The following is a 26,571-nucleotide window of genomic DNA, read 5'->3' on the forward strand; positions in this document are numbered from 1 at the left end:
ACTCCTTCAGTGGTTGCGCCGCAACGAAACGCGCGGCAGGAAGAGGGAAGCGGCGAGGCCGATCACCAGGGCCGGGACCATCACCCAGAACACGCCGTTGAGCGCGGAGGCGTACCCGGCGGGACTGCCGGTGGCGAAGGCGTTCGTGAACACCGCGCCGAAAACGGTCAGCCCGGCGGTGGTGCCGAGGGACCGCAGGAAGCCGACGGTCGCGGAAACGGCGCCGAGATCGGTCCGGGCGACGTTCTGCTGGGCCGCCATGGAAAGCACCTGCATGTTGAGCCCGGCCGCCCCGCCGAACACGACGAGATAGCCGACGACGAGCGGCAACGGTGTCGTTTCGTCCATTGTGGACATCGCGAGGGCGGCGGCGAGGCCGAGGGTCATGCTGAGGATCGGCGCCCAGCGGTAGGCGCCGGTCTTGGCGATGATCCGGCCCGCGACCATCGACGACGCGGCGACCGCGAGCGTCATGGGCAGCAGCAGGAGCCCGGCTGCCGAAGGCCCGGCGCCGCCCGCGGTCTGCAGGAAGAGCGCCAGATAGTTGACCGAACCGAGGAAGACGAACCCGGCCGCGGCACTGGCCAGCACGCTCAGGCCGAACATCCTGGCGCGGAACAGCCGAAGCGGGATCACCGGTTCCGCCGCCCGGCGTTCGATGACCAGGAAAGCGACGAGCAGCACCGCGCCGATCGACGCCGACAAAGGTGTCGCCAGAGTCAGGCCGACGATCGCGCCGGACAGGACGACGATGCCCGCGAAGTCGAACGGTGCGGCCGTCCGGCGTCGTTCGAGCCGCAGGAAGCGCGCGACGACGACGAGCGCGACCAGTCCGATCGGCACGTTGAGTCCGAAGATCGACCGCCAGCCGGCGAGGTCGGTCAGCAAGCCGCCGACGACAGGGCCCGCCAGCGAGGAACCGGCGAAGCAGAGCGAGAACCAGGCGAAATAACGGGCACCTTCGCGACCGGGGAACAGTTCGCCGATGATCGCGGCGACCGCGACGAACAGGCCGCCGGAGCCGATGCCCTGCAGGACGCGGGCGGCGATCAGCAGCGGCATCGTCGGCGCGAGCGCGCAGGCGAGGGAGCCGAGGACGAACAGCGCGATCGCGACGAGAACGACACGTTTGCGGCCGAAGAGGTCGCCGAGTTTTCCGTAGACGGGCGCGCTGACGCTGCCCGCCAGCAGGTAGGCGGTGGTGACCCAGGCGAACGACGTGGCGCCGCCGAGTTCGCCGACCATTCGCGGCAGGGCGGTCGCGACGACCTGGGCGTCGAGCATCGCCAGGAAAACGGCGGCGAAGAGCCCGACGAGGGCAAGGGTGTTTCGGGCGCGCGGAGGCGCGCCGAGAGCGGTGCTCAAGAAAAGGGTCCATTCACTGGAAGAAACGAGGGAACGCGAAGGACGCAGGGCAGTGCTCGAAAGCAGCTGTGCTCGAAAGCAGCCCGGGTCCCCGCCAAGACGGGAAAAGGCTCAACCGTCATCCGAACCGGATGCGGTCCTCTTCGCGCTTGGCGATCACCTCGGATTCGTCCCGCTCGACCGTACGAACCCGGCCGGCGTCATCAGTGAAGGAACGTTGATATGGATGACCCTAGACAATCACATGTCTTTTGACAAGTATAAGTTCGAGAAGTCAGCCGATCCGCCGGTCAAGCGTCTCGGTGGACAGTTGCGGCCATGACCCCGCCCATCGCTTCAGCGTGCTTGCCGACGGCTGAGCGGCCGTGCGCAGGTCCTCCTGCGGGTGGAAAAGGACGGTCGTCCCGGTCGTGCCGTCCTCGGCGATCGGGATCAGGTCGGTGACCGGGACGCCGTGTTCGTAGCGCTGGGTCCACGAACCCTCATGGCGCCGGTTGGTATGGACGAGCCAATCGCTCAGCGCCGCGACGACGGACATTCCCCGGCGCGGGTGGCCATCGGGAAGCAGCTGGGCGTCGGGGAAGTCGAAGAACCTCAGATCCTTCGTCGACATGATCGGCTTCTTCGCGGTCTGCCCCTGCTCATCGACGCGGGTGGCGGTGCCTCGCCCGTTGTCCGCCACGGACACCGAACCGTCGGGATGCAGGGTGAGGCCGGATCGTCCGCCGCCGGGCGCGTGGTGTTCCGCTCCGGAACCAAGGACGTCCTCAGCGAAGGGGGACGACGTCGTCGTCCGGCTCGTCGCTGTCCCGGCGCCGCTCGCCCAGCTCGTCCGGGAAGACCCACTTCTTGAAACCCCAGAACCGGAAGAACATCGCCAGGAACATGCCGATGATCGACCCGCTTGTGAAGTCCGCGAACTCCTGGACGAACCGGGTCACGTGCGGCACTTCGAGATCGAAGACGTAGCGCGACGCGTAGAGCGGGATCAGGTTGACCACCACGGCGATCCCGCTGATCACGAAGAAGAGCGCCGCCTCGTGATGCCGCTCGCGGCCGCCACGGGTCCGGAAGGACCATTCGCGGTTGAGGATGTAGGACACGATCGTGGCGACGATGATCGCGATCGCCTTCGCCGTGGTCGGCTTCGACTCCAGCACGCTGAGTTTCAGCAGGTACCAGACGCCGTTGTCGACCAGGAACGTCGTACCGCCCACGATCGCGAACTTCAACAGCTCGCGGTGCTTGATCAGCACGGATCGGAGCGGCTCGGGCGTCCGGGAAAGGACGGATTCGACCACGGTCACACGGTCAGTCTAATTCGCACAGGCCGCCGAATGGGTCGGGAGGGGGATAGGCGGCACGTTATATGACGCTTTGGGTGTTTCGGCGAGACGAAAGTCCAGGGCCTCAACTTTCGCCTCAGTTGTACTGAGCAAGACCGCGAAAGCAGGCGCCGATCGCGCCGGGGAAGCAAGGGACCTTTGGTATCGCCGAGCGCTCTGACCTGCGGAAAGTGGTCGGATCAGGCGGCCGAGTCCTCGGAGATGTCGGTAGCAGGTGGCCCGTCGCCCCGCACCAGCCGCGGCCGCGCGCCGGGCTCCGGGAAGACCCACTTCTTGAACGACCACCATCGGAACACCGTGCCGAGCAGGGTCCCGATGACCACGCCGCTGACGAAGTCCGCGATCTCCTGCGTCAGCAGCCCGACATGCGGCTGTTCCAGATCGAGCACGTGCCGCGAGATCAGCTGCGGCAGCGCGTTGAGGCCGAGCGCGATCGCGCTGAGCAGGAAGAAGAGCGTCGCCTCGTGGGCCCGCTCACGGCCGCCGCGGAAACGAAAGGACCATTCACGGTTCGCGACGTACGAGAAAACGGTCGCCACCAGCACGCCGATCATCAGCGCGGTCACCGGTTTGTCGGTCAGCACGGTGAACTTCAGCCCGTAGGTGATCGTCATCGTGATGACGAAACTCGCGCCCCCGACCACGGCGAACCGCAGCAGCTCCCGGTGCCTCCCCAGCATGCGGGCACGCTACTCGAAGGCGCGATCCACCACTCCGTCGGGCGACGTGGTCGGCTTCGACTTGCCCGGTCGCGGCGGCGCGCTCGTGGTCGCGGCCGGCGGGGTGGGCTCTTGCTTCGCCGGTTCCGAAGGCGTCGCCGACGGCGAAGGCTTCTTCGACGGCGAAGGCCACCCAGGTCGTCCCGGCTTCGGAGTCTGCGAAGTGATTGGAGGCTTCGAAGTGACCGAAGGCAGCGAAGGCACGGTGGTCGGCGGAAGCAGCCCGTTGTCGTCACACCAGTGGCGCCAGCAGTCGAAGTAGATCCGCTCAGGCCCTGCCTTCGCGCTGCCGAGGGTGGCGTTCACCGTCAACGGGACGTTTTCCGCCGGGCGGTTCTTCAACACGGCGTACACGCTCGCTTGGCGTCCCGGAGTCAGCGAACCGCGCGAAGTGCATGACGCGCCTCCGCCGGTCGGAGTGCACCGGATACCGGACACGCTCCAGGAGAAGAGCAAGCGCTGGTCGAGGGTGACCGTCACCGGTTTCGTCGATTCGCCCGTGTTCGTCACCGTGATCCGCACCCGCGGATGGCGGTTCCAGGGGTACGCCGACAGCGCATCGGTCTTGACCGCGAGCGTGAGATCGTCCTGCGGCGGTGCCGGCACCTTGACCTTCACCGCGACCGACACCTTGATCCGCGCGCCCGCCGTCACCGAACCGGTCACCATGCTGCCGTTCACGGCCGTGTCGTCGGCGAGCAGCCGGAACGTCAGCACAGCGGACTGTCCCGGTTCGAGGCCGGTTCCGGTCTTGCAGGTCACCGTGCCGGTGCCGCCCGGGCAGCTCACCGCGATCGGAGCGGGTGCCTGCTGCCGGAAACCGTTGACGCCCATCGCGCCACCGCCTCCGGCGGTGGGAACGGCACTCACGCCCTTCGGCAGGTTCAGCGCCACCGCCACGGGCTCGGACTTCGATCCGCCGTCGTTGCGCACGGTGATCGGCAGGTCGGCTTCTTCGCCGGGCTTGAGCTGGACACCGCCGGGCGGGGTCGACGCGGTCATCGCCGGGGGTGCCGGGATCACCGGCGAAGACGCGGGCGGCTCGGCGGGCGGAGGCGGCTGAGCCGGAGGAGGCTGCTCCGCCGGCGGAGCGGGAGGCGCGGGAGGCGCGGGAGGCGCGGGAGGCGCGGGAGGCGCGGGAGGTGCGGGAGGTGCGGGGGGTGCAGGAGGTGCGGGCTGAGCAGGAGGAGGCACAGGCGGCGCGGGCGGCACGACCGGAGGGATCACCGGTTTGGGAGCGGGCGCCACGGCGGGCGGCGGGACGGCCGCGGCCGCCGGGATCTCCTGGGTGCCGCCACCGGCGGCGAGCGCCACCGCGACGGCGGCGACGATGGCCGCGCCCGATCCGGCCACCCCGGCGAACTGGCGCGGTCCGGCCGCGGCGGCGCCGGCCGCCCCGCCCGAACTCGAACCCGCGGCGGCGGCCGTCGCGGCCGCGGTGACCGCGCCCGCCTTGCCCGCCCCGGTCGTCGCGAGGTAGCCGAGAGCCGCGCCACCGAGCACGATCGGCGCGATGATCCCGCGCAAACCGGTGTTGACGTCGGCCAGTTCCGCGGCCAGCGCGCGGCATTTCTCGCATTCGTCCAGGTGGCTCTCCACCTGGGCACGTTCACGTTTGGACAACCCGTCGCGAGTCCACGCGCCGAGCTTGTCCGCGCTCGCGCGGCAGCGTTCGCCGGAGTTCTCGGCCAGGTGGACCTGCAGATAGGCCTGCCGCAGACCCTCACGGGCGCGGTAGGCGAGCGCGGAGACACCGTTCGCGGTCAGTCCCAGCAGCGGTGCGACCTCGGCGGGGCTCTGTCCCTCGATCTCGGTGTGCCACAGCACCGCCTGCCACCGTTCGGGCAGCCGGGCGAACGCCTTCGCGGCGAGCGTGCGCTCGAGCCCGGCGACGGCGGTGTCGGAGAAGGGGACTGTCAGCGCTTCGCCGACGGCACCGCCGACGTCGGACATGTCCTCGTTCAGGTCGAGGCGCTTGTCCTTGCGCGTCTTGTCGTAGGCCGTGTGCCGGAGCGCCGTCAGCAGGTACGCGCGGAAAGCGGCATCGGGGCCCTTGCCACCGCGCAGCGTGTCCAGCACCTTCGCGAAGGCTTCGGAAACGAGGTCGTCGGCTTCGGAACTCGATCGGGCGAGCTGGCGGGCGAGATTGTGCGCCGCGCCGGAGTGACGTTCGTAAAGCGTTCCGTAAGACGCGATCTTCCCGTCACGCACCTCGGCGATCAGCTCGGCGTCACTCTTACCGGAGAGATCGGCGGGAACGGTGGACACGGGACTCCTTCATCTGCGGGTTAGGCGGGTCTACTCTTCCTAACGCCCGAACACGCTCAGTGTGACGGAACGGGCGACGCACGTCACCTCGCGGCCCTGCCGATGACCCGGAGGGCCCAACGCCTTCACCCGGGACGGGTTACCGAAGAGTTCGGAAAGATCCTTGGAAAACGCCGTCACGCACGACGTGGACAGGCGTCCCCACCGTGAAGCGATCGCAAGATCGAAAAGATCCGGAACGGAAGGGGCGGTGGGCAGTGGACGTACCGGCGACTGGTGCGCCCGACGGGCAAGCCGCCTGGAACCGGTTCGAACGAGATCGCTCTCTTCGCGCCCTGCGGGCCCGCTGGCGGACAGCCAGTTTGGCCGCGGGCTGGCGTTTCCCCAGTGACTGGGGCCTCCCCGAGGTCGACGCCGTCTGCGCGGCGGTGATCAAGAACGGCCGGGTCGCTTCCGCCGACGTGGCGGAAACCGCGCTCGCGGGACTGGGCCGGGCACGCGCCGCGGCGGGTGCCGGGCTGGCGGAGACGCTCGCGGATCTCGCGGCGTTGCACGCTGTGCTCGCCGACCCGGACGCGGTGGACGGCTTCATCGCACCCGATGTCGACACGACCCCTTCCCGGTTACTCCGGGTGACGGCGCTGGCGTGGGCGGACGTCGCGACCGATCAGCTCGTGAACACCGAAGTCACCGAACCGCTCACCGGGCTGCCCACCGCCGCCTACCTGAGGACCAGGTTGAGTGAGCTGTACCGCCAGGCCCGCCGTGAGGAGCGGCCGGTGTCGGAGGTGCACACCCTGCTCGTGGTCTCGATGGACTTCAGCGCTGTCGCGGGCTGGCCCCGGCTGACCGGGATGATCCTGGTCGCGGACGCGTTGAAGCAGGTTTTCGACGGTGGGGAGAGCGTCGCGTCGCTCGGGCCGTCCGTCGCGGGCGTGCTGGTGCCGAAGGACGTGAGGCTCGCTTCGTCCGGCGTCGCGCTGCGAAGGGCGCTCAACGAGCGGCTTTCGGTGGACGCCCAGCTCTGTGACACCGGTCGTCCGCAGATTTCGGCCGTCCGGCTCCCGGCGACCTACGACCAGGCGTGCGATCTCCTCAGCGGTCTCGCGCGGTCCTGACGGGGTAGCGCAGGACGTTCTCCTGGTCACGGGCGACCCTGTCGAGGTGCGAAGACCCGGTTCATGATTTCCTGTTTGCGTGACCCGGACTGTTCCCGCCGACACCAACGGCGACGTTTCGGCGAGCCGCCCGCAGCATCGCCTGTCGCTGCGGAGGTCGCTCGCCCGCTTGTCCGTCCGGCCGAGATCGATCCTGATCCTGTCGGTGATCCCGCTGGTCGCGATCGGTTTCGGTATCTGGGGATGGCAGCACGAATGGGTGCTGGGCGTGGACAGCGCGGTGTACCGCGCCGGTGCGGAGACACTGCTCAACGGCGATCCGCTGTACGACGCGAACACGCTTCCGGTGGAGCCGTGGTGGGCGCTTTTGCCGTTCACCTATCCGCCGACGGCGGCGCTGTTCTTCATCCCGCTCGCGCTGGTCCCGACGCAGGTCGCCTGGGGGCTCCTGACCGCGGTCTCGCTGCTCGCGCTGGCGCTGTGCGTCCGGATCGCCATCGGCGCGCTGCCGAAGCCCTCGACCGACGGCCCCCGCTGGTGGGCCTCGCCCGCCCGGTCCACGATCGCGTTCTTCCTGGTCTTCCTCGGTCTTGAGCCGGTGTGGCGCACGACCTTCCTCGGCCAGATCAACATCATCCTGATGGCGCTGGTGATGCTCGACATCCTGGTCATCGGGGCCAGGGGCAGCCGCTGGGGCGGGGTGCTCGTCGGCGTCGCGGCCGCGATCAAGCTCACCCCGATCGTCTTCCTGGGACATCTGTTCATCACCGGCCGCCGGATGGACGCCATCCGCGGGCTCATCACGTTCATCGTGCTGCAGGGCCTGATGTTCCTGATCATCCCGCACGACGCGTTCCGGTACTGGACCTACACGCTGCCCGACACCGGCCGCATCGGCCCGGTGCACTGGGCGGGCAACCAGTCGTTGAACGCGTTGATGAACCGCTTCACCGAACTCGCGCCTTGGGCGTCGAAGGCGGCGATGGGGATCGGCGCGCTGCTCGCGATTCCGGCGATCTGGCTGGTGCTGCGGTTCCATCGCAAGGGCCAGGCGCTCGCGGCGATGCTGGTGACGGCGTTCTGGATCCTGCTGATCTCGCCGATCTCCTGGACCCACCACTGGGTCTGGGTGGCGCCGCTGGTCGTCCTGCTGGTCTCGCGCCTGCCGAAGACCACCCCCGCCACCGCGTGGAAACGCTGGCTCGGCACCTTCGCGGTGTTCTTCGTCTTCATCAGCTGCGTGCTGCTGATCTTGCCGAACGGCCGCAACGTGGAGCTGCACTGGAAGGTGTGGCAGAACATCCTCGGCAGCGCGTACATCTTCATGCCGCTGGTGCTGGCCGTCGCGCTGGCCGGGCGCTGGTGGTACCTGCGCCGGAAGCGGGGCACGGGGGATGACGCTGCGGGGGACGGCGACAAACATGCTGAAGTCGCGTCCGGCGGCTGAGCCCCGGGTCGTCGGGGCCGCGCTGGCCGGTGCGCTCGCGCTGGCCATGCTCGCGCTGGGCGTCGTCGCCTGGCTCGGCGAATGGCACCTCGGCGCGGACAGTGCCGTCTATCGCGCCGGTGCCCTCACCCTGCTGAAAGGTGAGCCGCTCTACACCCGCGAAGCGCTGACGACGTTGCCGCCGTGGGTGCTGCTGCCGTTCACCTACACCCCGGCCGCGGCGCCGCTGTTCCTGCCGCTCGCGATCGTCCCCGCCGGGCTGACCTGGGGCGTCGCCGGCGCGCTCTCGCTGGTCTGCCTGAGCGCCGTGATCTCCGTCGTCGCCCGCGCCTGCGGTGCCCCCATCACCCGATGGTGGGTGCTGCCGCTGGCCACGGCGGGCGCGCTGGCATTGGAGCCGGTCTGGAAGACGATCTTCCTCGGCCAGATCAACCTCATCCTGATGGCGCTGATCGTCCTCGACGTCCTGGTGCTTTCGGCCCGGGGTTCGCGCTGGGCCGGGGTGCTGATCGGGATCTCGGCCGCGATCAAGCTGACGCCGCTGATCTTCGTGCCGCATCTGCTGTTCACCGGTCGCTGGAAGGACGCGCTGCGGGCGCTCGGCACGTTCGGCGTGCTCGAAGCCGTGATGTTCGCGGTGATCCCCGGTGACGCCGTCCGGTTCTGGACCGAATCGGCGACCGACCCCAGCCGGGTCGGCTCCGTGCACTGGATCTTCAACCAGTCGCTCAACGGCCTGGTGAACCGCGCTTCGGAACTCGCGCCGTGGTCGCTGACGGTCGCCGTCGCGATCGGCGCCGTCCTGGCCGTCCCCGCCGTCTGGCTGGTCGTGCGCCTGCACCGTCGTGGCGACCAGGTCGGCGCGCTGCTGGTGACCGCCTTCTACGGGCTGTTGCTCTCGCCGGTGTCCTGGTCACATCACTGGGTGTGGACGGTGCCGCTGCTCGTCCTGCTGGTGCTGCGCCGATCGTGGATCCCGGCCGCCGGTGTCGCGGTGCTGTTCGCGAGCGGGGTGATCATGTTCGTGCCCAACGGCGGGAAGACCGAGTTCGGCTGGGGGCTGGGCTGGTCGCTGCTCGGCAACGTCTACGTCCTCGCCGCTGCGATCGCCATCACAGGCCTGGCCGTGCGGGAGCTGCGACGCGGGTCCGCCCAGGTCGCGGCGGTGGCGGCCAAGTAATCTGCTCCTCGTTATGGACAAACGAACCGGTCTTCCGATCGTGGGCATGGTGGGCGGCGGACAGCTGGCCAGGATGACCCACCAGGCGGCGATCTCCCTCGGCCAGTCCCTGCGCGTGCTGGCCGCCGGGGAGAACGAATCCGCCGGCCTCGTCGCGGGCGAGGTCGTGCACGGGCACCACACCGACCTCGAAGCGCTGCGCTCGTTCGCCGCCGGGGTCGACGTGCTGACCTTCGACCACGAGCACGTCCCCGGCGAGCACCTGCTGACGCTCGCGATGGAAGGCGTCACCATCCGGCCCGATCCGGCCGCGCTGTCGATGGCGCAGAACAAGCTCGTCATGCGCGAGATGATGGCCGGACTCGAGATCCCTGGCCCCGACTTCGCCGAAGTGTCCTCTGTGGACGATGTGCTCTCCTTCGGTGACAAGCACTCCTGGCCGGTGGTGCTCAAGGCGGCGCAGGGCGGCTACGACGGCCGCGGCGTCTGGATGCTCGACACCGCGCAGCAGGCCCGCGAGACCGTCCCCGAACTGCTCGAAGCCGGAACCCCCTTGCTGGTCGAGGAAAAGGTCGTCATGCGGCGCGAACTGTCCGCGCTGGTGGCCCGCTCCCCGTTCGGGCAGGGCGCGGCGTGGCCGGTGGTGGAGACCGTGCAGTCCGGCGGGATCAACACCGAGGTGCTCGCTCCGGCGCCGGGGCTGAGCGTCGCGCGCACGCAGGAGGCGCAGGACCTCGCGCTGCGGATCGCGGCCACCCTGAACGTGACCGGGCTGCTCGCCGTCGAGCTGTTCGAGACCGACGAAGGCCTGCTGGTCAACGAGCTCGCCATGCGCCCGCACAACTCGGGACACTGGACGCAGGACGGCTCGCGGACGTCGCAGTTCGAACAGCACCTGCGCGCCGTACTCGACTACCCGCTCGGGCTGACCGACCTGATCGCCCCCGCCTGTGTGATGGCGAACGTCCTCGGTGCTCCCGAGGCGCCGGAGATGGGGCCGGACGAGCGGTTGCACCATCTGTTCGCGCGGTACCCGGACATCCGCGTCCACCTGTACGGCAAGGGAGAGCGTCCCGGCCGCAAACTCGGCCACGTCAACCTCGTGGGCGAACGCATGGAGGAGCTGCGCGACCGCGCGCTGCTCGCCGCGCACTGGCTTTCCCACGCCGTCTGGCTCGACGGCTACGAGATCCACTAGGAGTAATTGAGTATGTCGCCGCAGGTTGGCCTGATCATGGGCAGCGATTCGGACTGGCCGACGATGGAAGCGGCCGGGCAGGCGCTGGGCGAGTTCGGCGTCGAGTACGAGGTCGGCGTCTACTCGGCGCACCGCACTCCGCAGCGGATGCTCGACTACGCGACGTCGGCCGCTTCGCGCGGCGTGCGCGTGATCATCGCGGGCGCCGGCGGTGCCGCGCACCTGCCGGGCATGGTCGCGTCGGCGACGGTGCTGCCGGTGATCGGCGTGCCGGTCCCGTTGAAGTACCTCGACGGGATGGACTCGCTGCTCTCGATCGTGCAGATGCCCGCCGGTGTCCCGGTCGCGACGGTTTCCGTCGGCGGGGCACGGAACGCCGGTCTGCTCGCGGTGCGCATCCTCGCCGCGTCCGACGAGGGGCTGCAGGCGAAGATGGCGCGGTTCCAGGCGGATCTGGAGCAGCTGGTGCTGGACAAGGACGCCGCGCTGCGCAAACGCGTCGAAGGCTGACACATTTCGTCCTCTGAATGCGCTGGTTCGGTGGCGAACTACCGCATTCAGAGGACGAAATGCGGGGAATCACTCGGCGAGTTGCTTCCGCAGCTCCCGTTTGAGTACCTTCCCGGCGGCCGAGACCGGGATCTGGTCGACGAAGTGGATCGCCCGCAGCCGTTTGTACGGCAGGACACGAGCACCGACGGCTTCCAGGAGCTGTTCGGCGGTGACGTTCTCGTCGCTGCGGACCACGAACGCGACCGGCAGTTCACCGACCTCGGTGTCCGGTTTGCCGACGACGGCCGCCGCGGTGACGCCGGGCAGAGTGATCAGCAGCTCTTCGAGTTCGCGAGGGAAGACGTTGTATCCCTTGTACAGCAGCATGTCCTTCTTGCGATCCACAATGGACAGATAGCCGTCCTCGTCGAGAACGCCGATGTCGCCGGTGTGCAGCCAGCGGTCGACGAGCGCGGCCGCGGTCTCCTCGGGCCGGTGGCGATAGCCGGTCATCACCTGCGGGCCACGCAGGCACACCTCACCGCTTTCCCCGGCGGGCAACGGATCCTCGCCACCTTCGGCCGAGACGATCTTGATCTCGGTGTCGGGGAGCGGCAGGCCGACCGAGCCGACCTTCCGGACGGCGGAGCGATAGGACGGCGCGATGACGGCGCCCATGGTGACCTCGGTGAGCCCGTAGCCCTCGATGACCAGCACGCCGGGGAAACGGTTCTGCAGGGCGCGGATCATCTCGTGGTTCATCGGCGCCGCGCCGGAGCCGATGGTCAGCACCGAGGACAGGTCGGCCGTGTGGAATTCGGGGCAGGCGAGCAGCGCGGCGAACAGCGCGGGCGCCCCGCCGATGGTGGTGACCCGCAGCAGCTCGGCGTCGGCCACGTACGCGGCGGGGTCGAAGCGGTCGTGCAGGACGATGGTGGCGCCGTCGAGCAGCGGGACGTTGAGCGCGGCGATGGTCCCCATCGCGTGGAACCACGGCGTCAGGTTGAGGGCGATCCCGGTGCCGATCCTGGACGGCCATTCGTCGGGGCTTCCGTGCTGCACGACGATCACTTCGCCCGACGCGTCGACAGCGGGGAGCGCGCCCAGCCGCCAGCAGGAGCTCTGCAGGCTGTTGACCACGACGTTCCGGTGCGGCAGGCAGACACCCTTCGAGCGGCCGGTGGTGCCGCCGGTGTACGCCAGGTGGGCGAGATCGCGGTAGATGTCGATCTCGACGTCCGGCCGCTCGTCGGAGTGACCGGAGTGGAACTCCGTGAACTCGACTTCACCCTCGCTCACCGCTTCGGGCGGGTGAACGACGATGCTCAGCCGGACCGAGGTCCGATCACGGACCGAAGCGAGCACCCGGGCGACAGGGCCGACGGTGACGGCGGCGACCGCACCGGCGTCGGCCAGCTGGAAGGCGAGGTCGTCCGGCGGGAGCAGGGGGTTCGCCGGGCTGAAGGTGGCCCCCGCGAGCAGCGTCCCGTAGTACGCGATCGGGTAAGCCAGGCAGTTCGGCAGGTGGAGGGCCACGACGTCGCCCCGGCCGATGCCCTCGGCACGCAGAGCGTTCGCGAACCGGCAGGCCGCGCTGTACGTCTCGGAGAAGGTGAGGCTCCGGTCTCCGTGGGCGAAGGCCGTGCGGGAGCCCCAGCGAGCAGCGGCTCCGGCCAGGACCGAACCGACGGGGACCTCGGGATAGTCGAGCGACCGGGGGAGCGGAGTGAGCTGCATCACCCGAACGTACGGACTTTGCGGTCAAAGACACAAGCGCTCGCGATGTCGCAGAATGTGAACGAGCGCTAACATCGGTCAAACTCCCAAACGCGGTTAGAAGAGGTGACGAAGGTGTCTGACGGCCCGGGTCTGTACCAGCTTGCCGAGGAGCACGAGGAGCTGCGGGCCGCGGTGCGTGCCCTCGCGGAGAAGGAGATCGAGCCGTACGCGGCCGAGGTCGACGAGGACGAGCGCTACCCGATCGAGGCGTACAACGCGCTGGTCAAGTCGGGTTTCAACGCCGTGCACATCGAAGAGGCCTACGACGGTCAGGGCGCGGACGCCATCGCCGCCTGCATCGTGATCGAAGAGGTCGCGCGTGTCGACGCGTCGGCGTCGCTGATCCCGGCGGTGAACAAGCTGGGCACGGTGCCGATCATCCTTTCGGCGTCGGAAGACCTCAAGAAGCTCGTACTGCCGTCGATCGCCTCGGGCGAGGCCTCGGCGTCGTACGCGCTTTCGGAGCGCGAAGCCGGCTCGGACACCGCCTCGATGCGCACCCGCGCGAAGCTCGACGGCGACCACTGGGTGCTGAACGGCACCAAGTGCTGGATCACCAACGCGGGTGAATCGTCCTGGTACACCGTGATGGCGGTGACCGACCCCGAGGCCGAGAAGAAGGCCAACGGCATCTCCGCGTTCGTCGTGCACAAGGACGACCCCGGCTTCACTGTCGGCTCGAAGGAGCGGAAGCTCGGCATCAAGGGCTCGCCGACCCGCGAGATCCACTTCGAGAACTGCACCATCCCGGCCGACCGCATCATCGGCGAGCCCGGCACCGGCCTGAAGACCGCGCTGCGCACCCTCGACCACACCCGCCCGACCATCGGCGCGCAGGCGCTGGGCATCGCGCAGGGCGCGCTCGACGCGTCCATCGCGTACGTCAAGGAGCGCAAGCAGTTCGGCAAGGCGATCTCGGAGTTCCAGGGCGTCCAGTTCATGCTGGCCGACATGGGCATCAAGATCGAGGCCGCCCGGAACCTCGTCTATGCCTCCGCCGCGGCGACCGAGCGTGGCGACAAGCGTGGCGGCTACATGGCCGCGGCCGCGAAGGCGTACGCGTCGGACATCGCGATGTCGGTGACGACGGACGCGGTGCAGCTCTTCGGTGGCGCGGGCTACACGCGCGACTTCCCGGTGGAGCGCATGATGCGCGACGCGAAGATCACCCAGATCTACGAAGGCACCAACCAGATCCAGCGCATGGTCATGGCGCGCGCCCTGCTCAAGGGCTGAATCTGCTAAGTACGTGAAGGCCCCCTTCATTGCGCCAGGCGCAATGAAGGGGGCCTTCACGTACTTAGGGGCCGACGCAAGCAGAGGACGGGTTGCGGTCCTTGCGCGTGCAACTATCGCAACCAGAGGACGAATTGCGGACCAGGGTCGCGTGTTTGAGCGGCGAACTCGCGTGATTGGGTGCGGAACACGCCCGCGGCCGGATGGCCGAGTGTCGTCCGTCCGATCACGTGAGTTCGGTCCCCGATCACGCGAGTTCGCCGTCTGGTCACGCGAAACCGGCGGTGGGCGAGCCGTGCGCAAGTAGGTGACGGATTGCGGTCCGGGGGAGTGCGCCGGTGAGATGCTTCACGGAAGTACGGCGATCATGGACCGCCGGTGTCACTCTCGAAGGATGTTCTGGTTCGCTTCGGTGTCGTGGACACCGCACGACGAGGCCGAGCTGATCGCCGGCTGGCGGTTGTGGCTCGAGCTCGGGGATCGCACGTGGCCGTCGGCCGCGTGGGACGGGACGGCGGCCGACGTCGTCAAGCCGCTGCGTGAGCTGGTCGCGGCCTGCGACGAGATCGAGACGGGGTATCGCGGCGCCGTCGACGAGCCGTCGGAGGAGTTCATCCGGATCATCCAGTTCCTCGTGTGGACGGTCAGCACGGTGATCGAGCTGTGGGCCGACGACGAGGTCCCGCTCGACGCCGAGCGGATCGCGTTGCTGCACGCGGATCTGGCCGGGTTCGCCGAGCAGGCCGAGCGGGTGCTCACGCTGCTGGCCGTCAGTGGGGGCTGGTCGGACCTGGCCGCGGAGCATCGGCGGACGGGTCGCTGAGCGATTCCGGCTTCTCGGCCCACGCGAACCGCGAGCCCGCGAGGTGGTCGTCCAGCGGACGATCCAAGGAGAGCAGGGTCACCGGGTTGCCGAACGGGTCTGCGCCGGGCGTGATCCCGTAGCCGACCTCGATCACGGCTTCTTCCTTCTTGTCGGATTCGACGTCGTGCCTGGTGATGCCGTCCTCGATCGACCACGTGCCGTTGACGGTGCGATGGAATTTCAGGACCAGGGCGCCCGGGGTGAACGCCGCCCACGTGTAGCGCGACACTGTGAACTCGGTGCTCCAGCTCGACCAGTAGAGCCAGCCGGAGCCGTCGCCGCGGAACGCCAGTTCGGCGGACTCGACATCGCTCGGGTACAGCATGCGGTCCGACCAAAGGCCGATCAGACGTTCATCCATCACGCAGGAGATTCTGCCCGTCGGGCGCCCGGGACAACGGCGCCGTACGGGGGAATGACGCCCACGACCTTCCACAGAGGACATGCCGCCGACCGGGTCCGGTTCCTGTCGGGTACCTGTCGATCACGCTCCGGAGGTGCCGCCCGGGGCGCCCGGTGCCTTACCGTGATCTCGGTAAGTTGAATATTCACCGACCAGAAAGCTGAGACCCGATGTTCGCTCGTTTCAAGGATGTCGCCCTCCTGCTGGGCCGGATCGGTGTCGGTGTGGTCTTCCTCGCACACGGCCTGCAGAAGTGGGAAAACGGGATCGACGGCACCGCGAAGTTCTTCGAGCAGACCGGAATCCCGCTGCCCACGCTCGCGGCGATCTTCGCGATCGCGGTGGAGATCGTGGGTTCGATCCTGTTCATCGTCGGTTTCCTGACGCCGCTGGTGGGCATCGGCTTCGTCGTGGTTTCCGTCGGCGCCCTGCTCTCGGTGCACCTCGACAACGGACTGACCGGTCAGGGCGGTTACGAACTCGTCCTCGTCCTGGCGGTGGCCGGGCTCGCGATCGGCTTCAACGCCGGCAAACTGTCGCTCGACCACGTGCTCTTCGGACGCAAGCGTGAGGCGAAGCAGCTTCAGGACGCCTGACCCAGTGCGATGAAGGGGCCTTTCATCGCAAAATTTGCGATGAAAGGCCCCTTCATCGCGCTTCAGGAGGGGAGATCCGCGGTCGTCCGCTCGGCTTCGCGCCGGGAAGCGAGTTTGGCCGGATCCGCGTCGGTGACCTGGACCAGATGCGCACCGGCCGCGAGCGGCGTCAGGAATCCCGCGAGGATCCCGTCCTCGTCGGACCATTCCACAGTGGACAACACGCGGTCCTGGGAGGACAGTCCCGCATCGGAAGCGCGGGAGCGGGCCTCGGCCAGCACTTCATCCACAGTGGACGAACCCAGCGCCGGAGTGTCACCGGGGATGGGGAACAGCGGGCTGAACTGGTCGCCCGAAAGCCTGGCCTCGGTCAGGTAGTCCAGCGCTCCGTCGGGCACGGAACCGGCGGGCAGCCCGAGACCCATCGGATGCAGCGAGACGACGGCCGTCGCGGCTGCCTCGGAGACGCCGCCCGGCGCGACGAAAGCCACCCGCGCGCCCGCGGTCTCCGTCATCACCCTGGCGCCGCACCACCACGCGCCCAGCAGGACACCGGCGGTCTGCCAATGCGACGGCAGCACCACCGCGACCTCGTCCCCTGGCTCGACGTCGAATTCGTCGACCAGCCAGTTCGCCGTCTTGGCGGCCCAGTTCACCGTGGTCGCCACAGACAGCTCGACCCGGCTGCCCTGCTTGTCGTCGTAGTGTGTGATCAGCGGTTTCGCGGGCGACCCGAGCAGGGGCCGCAGCAGCAGTTCGGTGAGGCTCACGCCCCCAACGCTAGTTCACGCAGGGAACGCTCGACGCGGCGAGCACGGGAGCCGCGCCGGCGGCCCCGCCGCCACCGCCCCGGCCGACCAGCCCGGAGACGAAGCTCCGCACGGCGGCGGCGTCGATCTCGACGATGCTCTGACCGTCCGCGCTGCGGCCGTTGATGTTCACCACCGGGATGGTCGTGAACGTCAGGTCGCCCGACGCGATCCCCTTCGCCTGCTGCGCGAACTCCAGCAGGTCCAGACCTTCATCGAGGACGATCGACCGGTGCACGACGTCCATCAGGCCGCTCATCGTCGACGGGCTGGTCAGCGTGCCCGCCGAGAGAACCTGGTTCAGTGCCGAGGACAGGAACGTCTGCTGCCGCACGATGCGGTCGAGGTCGCCGCGCGGCAGGTTCTTCCGCTGCCGTACGAAGGAAAGCGCCTCGCCGCCCGACACGGTCTGTTCGCCGCGCCGGAAGTTCGCGCCGGAATCCTTGTCCTCGGTGGAGTGGTTCAGGCAGACCTTGACGCCGCCCAGCGCCTCGGTCAGCAGATAGAACCCGAGCAGGTTGACCTCGGCGTAGTGGTCGATGCGGATCTTCGTCAGGTCCTGAACGGTCTGGACCAGCGCCTTGCGGCCTTCCTGGTCGGAATCGCGTTCGAGTTTCGCCTGGTCGGACTCGCCGCGGTGCGCGTTCGCGTAGTTGGCCTTCGCGACGCCGTACGCCGAATTGATCTTGTTCGGGGCGCGGCCGGGGATGTCGGTCCAGGTGTCGCGCGGGATCGAGACGCCCGACGGTTTCCCGCCGTTCTTCGGGATGCGCAGGATGATGATGGTGTCGGTGTTGATGCCCGCCTTCTCCTCGGTGCGCAGTTCCTTGAGCACCTTCAGCGGCAGCGGATTGCCCTGCGCGTCGGTCCGCGCGTCGCTGCCGACCAGGAGGATGTCGTTCGCGCCGTCGTCGGCGGGCGGCGCGGCGGGATCGTCGGCCTTGCTCAGGGCGTTCGTCGTGGGGACGTTGTTCTGCAGCTGGTCCTTGGTGACGTACGCGTAACCCGTCGTGCCGAGGGCGAGCAGCGACACGAGGCCGAGCGCGATCCGGCGGGTGTACCGGCCGAAGCGGCGCAGCGGGCGTTCGGGAATGGCCAGCACACCCGAAACCGCTTCGTCTTCGTCCTTGTCCTCGGGCGGGGCGGACGGCTGAGGGAGCGGATTCCGCGGGTACGGCGTCGGGATGAACCGGGGCTTTTCGTCACTCTCGGTGTCCGACGTGGTGGCCTCTTCCGGCTGTGGATCTTCGGCGTCCAACTGTCCGGATTGTTCGTTGGCGGCTTTGTCCTCGCTGTCCATCCCTGTTCACCTCCCCCGTCGCTGCCCGTCAGTCCGATCGTAGGAGAAGGCTAGGCCACCTTGAGGTCGGCCACGCTGAGTACCCGGAGATTAATTGACGCAGGGCACATCGCCCGCGACGATCGGCGCCGAAGTGGGCGCCGCCGGAGTGCTGGAAGGCGGCGGAGCCGGCTTCGAAGCGGGCGGCGACTTCGGCGGGGTCGTGGTCTCGGCGCCGGCGGGAGCGCCCTTGAAGTCCTTGCCGAGCAGGATCCGCACCTTGCCGGGGGCGACGTCGCGATCCGCTTCGGTCTGCACCGCGGTGCCGAAGACCTGCTTGATCAGGGCCAACCCGGCCTCGTCGCCCGGCGCGTGCCGGATGACCGTCGAGTTGCGGGTGCTGAGCTTGGTGTCGGCGGCGAGTTTGAAACCCTTGCCCTGCAGGAGATTCCGTGTCTCGGTGGCGACGGTGGGCGAACCGGAGCCGTCGAAGAGTTCGACGGTCACCGCCTCCGCGCCCGGCAGCTTGGCCGGGGTGTCGGTGGGCGCGGTCTGTCCGTCGGAGGTCAGGCGGCTGATCTCGGCCTGGACCTCTGCCGGGTCCACCCGGAGCACCGACGCGCCGCCGATGGTCGCGACGCCCTGGGTCGGGATCGTGTGGAACTCGATGTTCCCGCTGGTCAGCCCGCGCATCTGGGCGGCGAACTCCGGCAGGTCCCAGCCCGCCGACAGCACGACCGACTTCCTCACCGCGTCGATCAGGTTCGAGATCTTCGCCGGGTTGATCAGGACGTCGGAGGAGAGGACCTTGTTCGCCAGCCCGGACAGAAAGGCCTGCTGGCGCGCGATCCGGTCGAGGTCGCCGTTCTCCAGGTCGTACCTCTGGCGGACGAACGCGAGCGCCTGGACCCCCTCGATGGTCTGCTTCCCGCCAGGCAGGTCCACGCCGGATTTGCGTTCCTTGACCGGGCCGTTCAGGCAGACCTCGACGCCGCCGATCGCCTTCGTGATCTCGTAGAAGCTCGACAGGTTCACCTCGGCGTACCGGTCGATCATCTTCGGCTTGCCGATGAACTTCTCCAGCGTCGCGATCAGGTTCTTGCGGCCGGCGTCCTTGGCCTTGGCGTCGACGTCCTTGAGGTTGGAGTTGCCCTGCTGCTGCAGCGTCTTCGACGTGTCGTTGTAGGCGTACACGTACGCGCTGTTGAGCTTGTGCTTGCCGAAACCACCGGTGATCTCGACCCACGAGTCACGGGGGAAGGAGAACGCGACCGCCTTCTTCCCGTTCTGGGGGATGTGCACCAGGATCATCGTGTCGGTCTGGCGCTCACCGTCGGCGACGCCGGCGTGCAGCATGTCGAGGACCTCGCGCGGCAGCGGGTTGCCCTGCGCGTCGGTGCGGCTGTCCTGGCCGACGAGCAGGATGTCGATCGCGCCGTCCAGCGGTTTCGCCGGTGGGTGGCCATCGTCTTCGAAGATGTTCGTGGTCGCGAAGCCCTGCGACAGGTCGCCGATGGACTGCCAGCCCCACCAGGTCAGCGTCAGGATCGTGATCGAGACCAGGCTGAACACGACCTTCACCCCACGACGGGCGAGCACCGCGACGCCGCCGCGGCGTGCCGGAATGGGTGGCCCGGGCCACTCGGTCACGTGCGGTCCTCCACGAATCTCCCCAGGGCACACGCGTGCCTCGTCCATGACTCTACTGATCCCCCTGTTAGACGTCCGTAGGCTGGTGAAAGGTTGCCCCGGTCGTGACACACTCGGCCGGCCGGGAAGTCGTAAAGGGAGGATCGCGGGATGCGGGTGCTGGTCACCGGGGGTGCCGGGTTCATCGGTTCGCATTACGTCCGGCAGGTGCTGACGGGGGCATACCCGAGCATGGCCGACGCGGAGCTGATCGTGCTCGACAAGCTCACCTACGCGGGCAACGAAGCGAACTTGGAGCCGGTGCGCAAGAACCCGCGCTATCGGTTCGAAAAGGGCGACATCTGTGACGCCGCGCTGGTCAGCGAGCTGATGCGGGGCGTCGACCTGGTCGTCCACTTCGCCGCCGAGTCCCATGTGGACCGTTCGATCGCCGGGGCCGCCGACTTCGTGCTGACCAACGTGCTCGGCACGCAGACCCTGCTGCAGGCCGCGCTCGAGGCCGAGGTCGGGAAGTTCGTCCATGTGTCCACCGACGAGGTCTACGGCTCGATCGACGAGGGATCCTGGAGCGAAGACCACGCTCTGGAGCCGAATTCGCCGTATTCGGCGTCGAAAGCGTCCTCGGATCTGCTGGCCCGTTCCTTCTTCCGTACCCACGGACTGCCCGTCTGTGTCACGAGGTGCTCGAACAACTACGGTCCGTACCAGTTCCCGGAGAAGGTCATCCCGCTCTTCGTGACCAACCTGCTCGACGGCAAGAAGGTCCCGCTGTACGGCGACGGGCTCAACGTGCGTGACTGGCTGCACGTGGACGACCACTGCCGCGGGATCCAGCTCGTCGCCGACGGCGGCAGGCCGGGCGAGGTCTACAACATCGGCGGTGGCACGGAACTGACCAACCGCGAGCTGACCGAGCGGCTGCTGACGGCCGTCGACGCCGACTGGAAGAGTGTCGAGCCGGTCGAGGACCGCAAGGGGCACGACCGCCGGTACTCGGTGGACATCGCCAAGATCTCGCAGGAACTCGGTTACGCGCCGCGGATGTCCTTTGAGGACGGTTTGGCGGACACTGTCGCGTGGTACGGCGAAAACCGTTCGTGGTGGGAGCCGCTGAAGAACCGCGCGGGGGAATGACGGTGCTGAGCGTTCTCGTACCGGGCGGATCCGGCCAGCTGGGGCAGGACATCGCGGCGCTGGCGCCGGATGCGGCGACCCCGTCGTCGTCGGAGCTGAACGTGCGCGACACCGGTCAGGTCGTCGCCGCGGTGACCGAGCTGGCGGACCGGGCGCGGGCGGCGGGGACGTCGCCGGTGGTGATCAACGCGGCGGCCTACACCGCGGTGGACGCGGCGGAGACCGACGAGGAGCGGGCGTTCGCGGTGAACGCCGACGGACCCCGCGTGCTCGCCGCGGCGTGCTCGTCGCGGGGGGTGCCGCTCATCCACGTGTCCACGGACTACGTCTTCGCCGGTGACGCGACTTCGCCGTACGAGGTCACGGATCTGCTGGCGCCGCTCAACGCGTACGGGCGGACGAAGGCGGCCGGCGAGGACGCGGTGCTCGGGTCGGGCGCCCGGTCCTGGATCGTGCGGACGTCGTGGGTCTATGGCAAGACCGGGTCGAACTTCGTGAAGACCATGGCGCGGCTGGAGAAAGAACGCGAAGTACTGTCCGTAGTGGACGATCAGACCGGTGCGCCGACATGGTCCCGCGATCTCGCCGCCGGGCTGCTGGAGCTGGCCGGTCGCATCGTCGCCGGAGAAGGGCCGACGCAGCGGGTGCTGCATTGCACCGGTGGCGGGTCGACGACGTGGTGCGGATTCGCGCGGGCGATCTTCGCCGAACTCGGCGCGGATCCGGCGCGGGTGAAGCCCTGTACGACGGCGGAGTTCCCGCGTCCGGCGGCGCGCCCGGCGTATGGAGTGCTGTCGAACGCTTCGTGGCGCGAGGCGGGTCTCACGCCGCTTCGCGACTGGCCCGACGCCCTCAAGGCCTACTTCGCTTCCTGACCTTCTTCGCGTTTCGTCCTCTGAATGCGGTAAGGGCGATTCGGGTGTCGCGAAAGTGGCTTTCGGGACCTCTTGGGTGGCGGTGAGGGGGCGGTCGGGGTGGTCGTGAGTGGCAAGTGTCGTTCTAACGCGACTTACCACTCACGACCAGCTGTACCGAACAGTCGGCGGAGGCCACTGGACCCGCCCACGAACGCTCCGCGTTTCGTCCTCTGAATGCGGTACTTGCCCGCGCAAGGACCGCATTCAGAGGACGAAACGCGGGAGGTCAGTGCTTCGTGCTGGCCTGGCGGTACGCGGCGACGGTGAGTTCGGCGCACGCGCGCCAGGTGAAGTTCGCGACGTGGGCGCGGCGCGTGGCCGAAGTGGCGACGGCGTGCGGGTCGCTGACGGCCATCCGCAGCGCCTCCACGAGCCCGTCGACGTCCTCGTAAGGCACCAGGCTCGCGCAGTTCCCCGCGACCTCGCGCAGCGCCGGGATGTCCGTGCACACCACGGGCACGTCCGACGCCAGCGCTTCGAGCACCGGCAGCCCGAAGCCCTCGTCGCGGGACGGCAGCACCAGCGCGCTCGCCCCGGCGACGACGGTCCGCAGGTTGACGTCGGACAGGTAGCCGAGGTGCCGCGAACGCGAGCCGACCGAGAACGAACCCGGTCCGGCGAACACCAGATCCGGCAGATCCGGCGCGGCCTCGTGCGCCTGCTGGAGCCAGTGCAAACCCTTGCGGGGCCCCGGGGCACCGGCGAAGAGCAGGTACTTGTCCGGGAGGCCGAGCTCCTTGCGGCGTTCCTTGTCCGGCGGGCGCGCGGTGAACCAGGCCGGGTTCACCCCGAGCGGGGTGACGACGATCTTGCGGCGGTCCACGTCGAGCCGTTCGGCGATCTGATCGGCGACGGCGTTGGTGGGCGTGCAGATCACGTCGGAGAGCCGGGCGCCCCGGCGGACCAGGCCCGGGAGTTCGTGATCGCTCGGCGCGAGCTCCTCGGGAGCGTCCAAAAAGGCCAGATCGTGGATCGTCACCACGCCCGCCGCGCGGAACCGGCCGGGCAGCACGAAGTTGGTGCCGTGCACGACATCCGTCGGCCCGGCGAACAGTTCCACCGGCGGCAGCTGGGAACGCAGCCACGTCTTGCGCAGCAACCGTGCGGACACCGGCATCCCGCGGGCCCGGACGCCGTGCGGGAGCACATGTCGCAGCCGTCGCCAGCCGCGCAACGTGAACGCGACCGCGCGAGTGTCCACTTCGGACATCGACGCCAGCTCTTCGGACAGGGCGACGGTGTATCGGCCGATACCCGTCCTGGCACCGAGAAGCGGGGTCCCGTCGAGCAGGACGCGCAAGGGGCGGTCAGCCACGGCCGAGCCTCTGCTTCGCGACCTTGAGCACCCGGCCGCCGACGCGCCGCACAAGTTCCTTCGGGCCGCCGTCGGCGAGGTACTCGCGGATCAGGTCGACGTCGCGGCGCAGCATTTCCTTACCCCGCACCGGCGCGGTGACCACGAGGTCGTCCGAACCGGGCAGCCGGTCGGCGGCGGGCCGCGGGTTCCGGCAGAACTCCACCAGCGGTTTCAGCGCCTCGGGCCAGGCGTAGCGCTGGGCGACGGCGGCCATCCGTTCGACGCAGCCCGCGGCGAATTCCTCGTCGTACAACGCCTTTTCCAGCGCGGCGGCCAGCGCGTCCACGTCCTCGGCCGGGACGACGACGCCGAGCCGTTCGTCGCGGACCAGGTCGGCGAACGAGTCGCCGTCCGTGGTGACGATCGGCAGCCCGGCCCACAGGTAGTCCAGCACGCGGGTGCGGAACGCGAACGTCGTCTCGACGTGCTCGTAATGCGTGGTGACGCCGCAGTTCGCGTCCAGCAGCCAGTTCTGGCGCTCCTCGTACGGCACCCAGTGCTGGTTGAAGAATACGTGCTTGCCGGTGAGCCCGAGCGTGTCGGAGAGCAGCATCGTGCGCGCCCCGATGTCCATCTCGGTGACCTCGGGGTTGGGATGCTTCATCCCGAGGAACACCAGGCGGACGTCGCCGCGGCGCTGACGCAGCTGCTCGATCGCGCGGACCAGGGTGAGCGGGTCGAACCAGCTGTAGACCCCGCCCGCCCACAGCACGACGTGATCGGTCTCGCCGATGCCGTCCAAAGTGGACCGGAGGCCGGGGCCGGTGCGGACCGGGGCGCTGGGGGACAGTCCGAACGGGACGATCGAGAGCAGCGACTGGGTGGTCGGGTCGGCGTCGTACAGTCGCGGTGAGAGCCTGCCCATCGCGGCGAGGTGACCCAGCCAGAAGTGACGCTGCCGTTCCGACGCGCACAGGAAGAAGTCCCCGCGTTCCAGCTGCGCGTCGAGGACCTTGGTGACGCCGATGAGGTCGAGCGCGCGTTTGTCGTCGGGAACGCCCTTGCCCTGTTCGAGCAGCTCCAGGTGCATCGGGTCGTACAGGTCCGCGACCACGATCTTGTGCGCGTACTGCTTCTTGAGCGAGGGCGCGAGTTCCAGCACGTGACCCTGCAGGACGACGATGTCGGCCCAGGCGATCGGGGTCTCCAGATCGCGCCGGGTCGCCGCGCTGACCCGGAACGGCGCGGGCGGCGGGTCGACGAGCGGATTGACCGTCACCAGGTGGACGTCGTGCTCGGTGGACAGCGTCGCGGACATGTTCCACGCGCGGATCGCCGGGCCCGCCATCCGTTCGGTGATCGCGTCGCCGGTGATCACCAGGACCTTGCGGCGCTGCCCGAAGAGCGCGTCGATGCCGAACGTCTCGACCAGGATGTCGTGCGCGGCGAGATAGCGCGGAAGCGGATACGCGGGCTCCAAAGCCTTGCGCATCAAGGGAAGGAGGTCGGCGTCGGTGCGGACGCGGGCGGCCTGCTCGGCGGCGCGGGACTCGGCGAGCGACGGCATCAGCTCGACGAACTGATCGATCGCGAGCACGCCGGCCAGGGTGGTCCTCGGTACCTCGACCGGACCGGTCTCGGCCGGGCCGACGCCATAGGCGAGGTCGAGCTGGGTGGCGTCGAGGTCGCCGCGCGCCGTCGCCCGGCGGACGGCCAGCGCCAGCGCGGCGGGCAGCGCGCGCGTGAGCGTCTCGTCGGAGAGGTTCTTGTACAGCGCGGCCAACGCGTTGCGCTCCAGCAGGAACGTCTCGCGGCCGGAGTCGGGAGCGTCCACTGTGGACATCGTGGCGTGGTGCTTGTGATAGGTCAGCGACTCGGGCACGTACCGCACGCGCCAGCCGCGCAGGTTGAGCCGCCAGCCGAGGTCGACGTCCTCGTAGAACATGAAGAACCGCTCGTCGAATCCGCCGAGCTCGGCGAACACCCCGGCGCGGACGAACATCGCCGAACCGGTCGCGAACAGGACGTCCTTCGCGATCTCGTGTTCGGCGGCGGGGACGTCGGACAGCGGGCTGCCGGCGTGGCGCTTGTAGCCCATGCCGAACCAGGTCAGGCCCGCGTCGACGAAGTCGGTGCCGGTGCCCTCCCAGTCGAGGACCTTGCTGGCCACGGCGGCGACCGTCGGCTGCGCGCGCAGTTCGGCGACGGCCGCGCCGACCCAGCCGGGAGCCGGGCGGGCGTCGTTGTTGAGGAAGGCGAGGACGGTGCCGGTGGCGTGCTTCGCGCCGAGGTTGCAGCCGCCCGCGAAGCCGGAGTTCACCGGGGACTCGACGAGCTTGACGCCCGGGACGGCGGCCTTGATCTCGGCCACGTCGCCGCCGCCGGAGGCGTTGTCGACGCAGATGACCTCGAGGTTCGGGTAATCGTGTTCAGCGAGTGCGCGCAGGCAGGTGACGGTGTCGGCGGCTCCCCGGTAGTTCACCACGACCACCGAGACGACCGGTTGCGTTTCCCCCTGCGCCAAAGCCGTACTCCCTGCACTCGATTGGACCAATCCTAAAGCCCGGCCCAAGCGTCCCAGACCGCGCCTCGGCCGAGCGCCGCCCGTCGCCCGATGGCCCGCCGCTCGACCAGCGTGCGCGGCAGCCGGGCGGCGACGGCACCCAGGACCCGGCACCGGAGGCTCAGGCGGAAGTTCGGCGCCTGCGGTTTCCCTCGTAAAGGGAGTACCGCGGTGAGCACGGCGAACTTCACCAGCTGGCGGATCGCCACCTGTCCGGGTGCGCACCGGAGCAGGGTCAGCAGGCGGTTGCGTTCGTTCCACAGGTGGAACTGGACCGAACCCGGACGGGTGCTCGCACCATGCTGATGGGTGACGTCGGCCTCCGCGCCGACGACGTCCCAGCCCGCCAGCCGCAACCGCCACGCGGTGTCGGTGTCCTCGTAGTAGCAGAAATAGGCGGCGGGGACGCCGCCGACGGAGCGGAGCGCCTCGACGTTCAGCACCGCCGCGCCCCCGCAGAAGCCGAAGACCTCGTCGGCGGGTTCGGGCAGGTCGGCGCCGTGGCCGTCGGCGGTCAGGCGGACGCCGGTGGACTGGACGGTTCCGTCGGCCAGCGTCAGGCGGGCGCTCACGGCGGCGGCGAGCGGAGCCTTCCCGAGGGTGTCTTCGCAGGTCGCGAGCCACTCCGGGGACGGCGCCGCATCGTCGTTCAGCCACGCCATCAGCGGGGTGTCCACTTTGTCCAGTGCGGCGGCCATGGCGCCCGCGTAGCCGGTGTTGCGCCGCAGCCGCAGGACCTCGGGCTTCGACGGGTGGGCGGCGAGGAGCTCGGCCGTCCCGTCGTCGGAGGCGTTGTCGACGACCAGGGTGCGATGCGGGCGGGACTGCGCGGCGAGGGCGTCGAGACAGGCGGTGACGTGCGCGGCGCCGCGCCAGGTGACCACGACGACGGTGGTGCTGGTCATGCCAG

The 26,571-nt window shown here is 69.0% G+C and carries 23 protein-coding genes; 10 read left to right on the forward strand and 13 right to left on the reverse strand.

Features of this window, described 5'->3' with window-relative positions; all coding sequences use genetic code 11:
• Positions 1-6: 6 nt before the first annotated feature.
• The 5 genes from ACFOSH_RS21405 to ACFOSH_RS21425 all read right to left on the reverse strand — a co-directional run bounded on the left by ACFOSH_RS21405 (position 7) and on the right by ACFOSH_RS21425 (position 5,698).
• Positions 7-1,365: an MFS transporter gene (locus ACFOSH_RS21405; protein WP_378240791.1), complete on the reverse strand. Its 1,359-nt coding sequence runs from the start codon at positions 1,363-1,365 to the stop codon at positions 7-9.
• Positions 1,366-1,639: 274 nt separating this feature from the next.
• On the reverse strand, positions 1,640-2,047 hold the full coding sequence (locus ACFOSH_RS21410) for a hypothetical protein (RefSeq protein ID WP_378240792.1): 408 nt from the start codon (positions 2,045-2,047) through the stop codon (positions 1,640-1,642).
• An 85-nt stretch (positions 2,048-2,132) separates the two neighbouring features.
• Positions 2,133-2,672 carry a GtrA family protein gene (locus ACFOSH_RS21415; protein ID WP_378240793.1) on the reverse strand — a complete coding sequence of 180 codons (540 nt, stop codon included), beginning with the start codon at positions 2,670-2,672 and terminating at the stop codon, positions 2,133-2,135.
• A 218-nt stretch (positions 2,673-2,890) separates the two neighbouring features.
• Positions 2,891-3,391: a GtrA family protein gene (locus ACFOSH_RS21420; protein ID WP_378240794.1), complete on the reverse strand. Its 501-nt coding sequence runs from the start codon at positions 3,389-3,391 to the stop codon at positions 2,891-2,893.
• Between the two features lie 9 nt (positions 3,392-3,400).
• Positions 3,401-5,698, reverse strand: coding sequence for a sigma-70 family RNA polymerase sigma factor (locus tag ACFOSH_RS21425; RefSeq protein WP_378240795.1), 2,298 nt, complete (start codon positions 5,696-5,698; stop codon positions 3,401-3,403).
• Between the two features lie 257 nt (positions 5,699-5,955).
• Here ACFOSH_RS21425 and ACFOSH_RS21430 point away from each other — a divergent pair, with 257 nt between their 5' ends.
• From ACFOSH_RS21430 to purE, 5 genes are all read left to right on the forward strand, one after another.
• Positions 5,956-6,816, forward strand: coding sequence for a GGDEF domain-containing protein (locus ACFOSH_RS21430; RefSeq protein WP_378240796.1), 861 nt, complete (start codon positions 5,956-5,958; stop codon positions 6,814-6,816).
• Between the two features lie 79 nt (positions 6,817-6,895).
• Positions 6,896-8,263: a glycosyltransferase 87 family protein gene (locus ACFOSH_RS21435; RefSeq protein WP_378240797.1), complete on the forward strand. Its 1,368-nt coding sequence runs from the start codon at positions 6,896-6,898 to the stop codon at positions 8,261-8,263.
• On the forward strand, positions 8,238-9,443 hold the full coding sequence (locus ACFOSH_RS21440; protein ID WP_378240798.1) for a glycosyltransferase 87 family protein: 1,206 nt from the start codon (positions 8,238-8,240) through the stop codon (positions 9,441-9,443). Before ACFOSH_RS21435 ends, ACFOSH_RS21440 begins: the two co-directional genes overlap by 26 nt.
• A 13-nt stretch (positions 9,444-9,456) precedes the next feature.
• On the forward strand, positions 9,457-10,641 hold the full coding sequence (locus ACFOSH_RS21445) for a 5-(carboxyamino)imidazole ribonucleotide synthase (protein WP_378240799.1): 1,185 nt from the start codon (positions 9,457-9,459) through the stop codon (positions 10,639-10,641).
• A 12-nt stretch (positions 10,642-10,653) separates the two neighbouring features.
• A complete protein-coding gene (purE, locus tag ACFOSH_RS21450) occupies positions 10,654-11,151 on the forward strand; it encodes a 5-(carboxyamino)imidazole ribonucleotide mutase (protein ID WP_378240800.1) in 498 nt (165 codons plus the stop codon).
• Between the two features lie 69 nt (positions 11,152-11,220).
• Here the strand turns inward: purE and ACFOSH_RS21455 are convergent, their stop codons facing one another.
• Complete coding sequence (locus tag ACFOSH_RS21455; protein ID WP_378240801.1) at positions 11,221-12,870, reverse strand: class I adenylate-forming enzyme family protein; 1,650 nt, start codon at positions 12,868-12,870, stop codon at positions 11,221-11,223.
• Between the two features lie 105 nt (positions 12,871-12,975).
• Between ACFOSH_RS21455 and ACFOSH_RS21460 the strand changes: the two genes are divergently transcribed.
• Complete coding sequence (locus ACFOSH_RS21460; RefSeq protein ID WP_378240802.1) at positions 12,976-14,148, forward strand: acyl-CoA dehydrogenase family protein; 1,173 nt, start codon at positions 12,976-12,978, stop codon at positions 14,146-14,148.
• Positions 14,149-14,542: 394 nt separating this feature from the next.
• A complete protein-coding gene (locus tag ACFOSH_RS21465) occupies positions 14,543-14,971 on the forward strand; it encodes a hypothetical protein (protein WP_378240803.1) in 429 nt (142 codons plus the stop codon).
• Here ACFOSH_RS21465 and ACFOSH_RS21470 read toward each other — a convergent pair.
• Entirely contained in the window at positions 14,919-15,374 is a 456-nt protein-coding gene (locus tag ACFOSH_RS21470; RefSeq protein WP_378240866.1) for a hypothetical protein, read from the reverse strand. The two genes, ACFOSH_RS21465 and ACFOSH_RS21470, sit on opposite strands and share 53 nt — an antisense overlap.
• Before the next feature lie 212 nt (positions 15,375-15,586).
• On the opposite strand from ACFOSH_RS21470, the gene ACFOSH_RS21475 reads away from it, so the two are divergent.
• Complete coding sequence (locus tag ACFOSH_RS21475; RefSeq protein ID WP_378240804.1) at positions 15,587-16,012, forward strand: DoxX family protein; 426 nt, start codon at positions 15,587-15,589, stop codon at positions 16,010-16,012.
• Positions 16,013-16,074: 62 nt separating this feature from the next.
• Here ACFOSH_RS21475 and ACFOSH_RS21480 read toward each other — a convergent pair whose 3' ends face one another.
• From ACFOSH_RS21480 to ACFOSH_RS21490, 3 genes are all read right to left on the reverse strand, one after another.
• Positions 16,075-16,782 carry a TIGR03089 family protein gene (locus ACFOSH_RS21480; RefSeq protein ID WP_378240805.1) on the reverse strand — a complete coding sequence of 236 codons (708 nt, stop codon included), beginning with the start codon at positions 16,780-16,782 and terminating at the stop codon, positions 16,075-16,077.
• 10 nt (positions 16,783-16,792) lie between these two features.
• Positions 16,793-18,121, reverse strand: coding sequence for an LCP family protein (locus ACFOSH_RS21485; protein ID WP_378240806.1), 1,329 nt, complete (start codon positions 18,119-18,121; stop codon positions 16,793-16,795).
• Positions 18,122-18,211: 90 nt separating this feature from the next.
• Complete coding sequence (locus ACFOSH_RS21490) at positions 18,212-19,750, reverse strand: LCP family protein (RefSeq protein ID WP_378240807.1); 1,539 nt, start codon at positions 19,748-19,750, stop codon at positions 18,212-18,214.
• A gap of 150 nt (positions 19,751-19,900) precedes the next feature.
• Between ACFOSH_RS21490 and rfbB the strand changes: the two genes are divergently transcribed.
• Both rfbB and rfbD read left to right on the forward strand, forming a co-directional pair.
• The gene (gene rfbB / locus ACFOSH_RS21495; RefSeq protein ID WP_378240808.1) at positions 19,901-20,884 is read left to right on the forward strand and encodes a dTDP-glucose 4,6-dehydratase; all 984 of its coding nucleotides are present in this window, start codon (positions 19,901-19,903) and stop codon (positions 20,882-20,884) included.
• A complete protein-coding gene (gene rfbD, locus ACFOSH_RS21500; RefSeq protein ID WP_378240809.1) occupies positions 20,881-21,759 on the forward strand; it encodes a dTDP-4-dehydrorhamnose reductase in 879 nt (292 codons plus the stop codon). The genes rfbB and rfbD overlap by 4 nt, the downstream gene beginning before the upstream one ends.
• Before the next feature lie 268 nt (positions 21,760-22,027).
• On the opposite strand, the gene ACFOSH_RS21505 is transcribed toward rfbD, so the two are convergent.
• Genes ACFOSH_RS21505 through ACFOSH_RS21515 form a run of 3 tightly spaced genes read right to left on the reverse strand, consistent with a single transcriptional unit; the run spans position 22,028 to position 26,566 of the window.
• Complete coding sequence (locus tag ACFOSH_RS21505) at positions 22,028-23,116, reverse strand: glycosyltransferase family 4 protein (protein ID WP_378240810.1); 1,089 nt, start codon at positions 23,114-23,116, stop codon at positions 22,028-22,030.
• Entirely contained in the window at positions 23,109-25,622 is a 2,514-nt protein-coding gene (locus tag ACFOSH_RS21510; RefSeq protein ID WP_378240811.1) for a glycosyltransferase, read from the reverse strand. The genes ACFOSH_RS21505 and ACFOSH_RS21510 overlap by 8 nt, the downstream gene beginning before the upstream one ends.
• 32 nt (positions 25,623-25,654) lie before the next feature.
• Positions 25,655-26,566 carry a glycosyltransferase family 2 protein gene (locus ACFOSH_RS21515; RefSeq protein WP_378240812.1) on the reverse strand — a complete coding sequence of 304 codons (912 nt, stop codon included), beginning with the start codon at positions 26,564-26,566 and terminating at the stop codon, positions 25,655-25,657.
• Positions 26,567-26,571: the final 5 nt, after the last annotated feature.

It is taken from the genome of Amycolatopsis speibonae, assembly GCF_042647925.1.
Taxonomy (GTDB): domain Bacteria; phylum Actinomycetota; class Actinomycetes; order Mycobacteriales; family Pseudonocardiaceae; genus Amycolatopsis; species Amycolatopsis speibonae.

Bases quoted from the DNA above. Each gene is read 5' to 3' on its own strand.
- purE (WP_378240800.1), top strand. From the start codon at position 10,654: ATGTCGCCGCAGGTTGGCCTGATCATGGGCAGCGATTCGGACTGGCCG.
- ACFOSH_RS21440 (WP_378240798.1), top strand. From the start codon at position 8,238: ATGCTGAAGTCGCGTCCGGCGGCTGAGCCCCGGGTCGTCGGGGCCGCG.
- ACFOSH_RS21445 (WP_378240799.1), top strand. From the start codon at position 9,457: ATGGACAAACGAACCGGTCTTCCGATCGTGGGCATGGTGGGCGGCGGA.
- ACFOSH_RS21420 (WP_378240794.1), bottom strand. From the start codon at position 3,391: ATGCTGGGGAGGCACCGGGAGCTGCTGCGGTTCGCCGTGGTCGGGGGC.
- ACFOSH_RS21470 (WP_378240866.1), bottom strand. From the start codon at position 15,374: ATGGATGAACGTCTGATCGGCCTTTGGTCGGACCGCATGCTGTACCCG.
- ACFOSH_RS21465 (WP_378240803.1), top strand. From the start codon at position 14,543: ATGTTCTGGTTCGCTTCGGTGTCGTGGACACCGCACGACGAGGCCGAG.
- ACFOSH_RS21515 (WP_378240812.1), bottom strand. From the start codon at position 26,566: ATGACCAGCACCACCGTCGTCGTGGTCACCTGGCGCGGCGCCGCGCAC.
- ACFOSH_RS21485 (WP_378240806.1), bottom strand. From the start codon at position 18,121: ATGGACAGCGAGGACAAAGCCGCCAACGAACAATCCGGACAGTTGGAC.
- ACFOSH_RS21475 (WP_378240804.1), top strand. From the start codon at position 15,587: ATGTTCGCTCGTTTCAAGGATGTCGCCCTCCTGCTGGGCCGGATCGGT.
- rfbD (WP_378240809.1), top strand. From the start codon at position 20,881: ATGACGGTGCTGAGCGTTCTCGTACCGGGCGGATCCGGCCAGCTGGGG.
- rfbB (WP_378240808.1), top strand. From the start codon at position 19,901: ATGCGGGTGCTGGTCACCGGGGGTGCCGGGTTCATCGGTTCGCATTAC.
- ACFOSH_RS21455 (WP_378240801.1), bottom strand. From the start codon at position 12,870: ATGCAGCTCACTCCGCTCCCCCGGTCGCTCGACTATCCCGAGGTCCCC.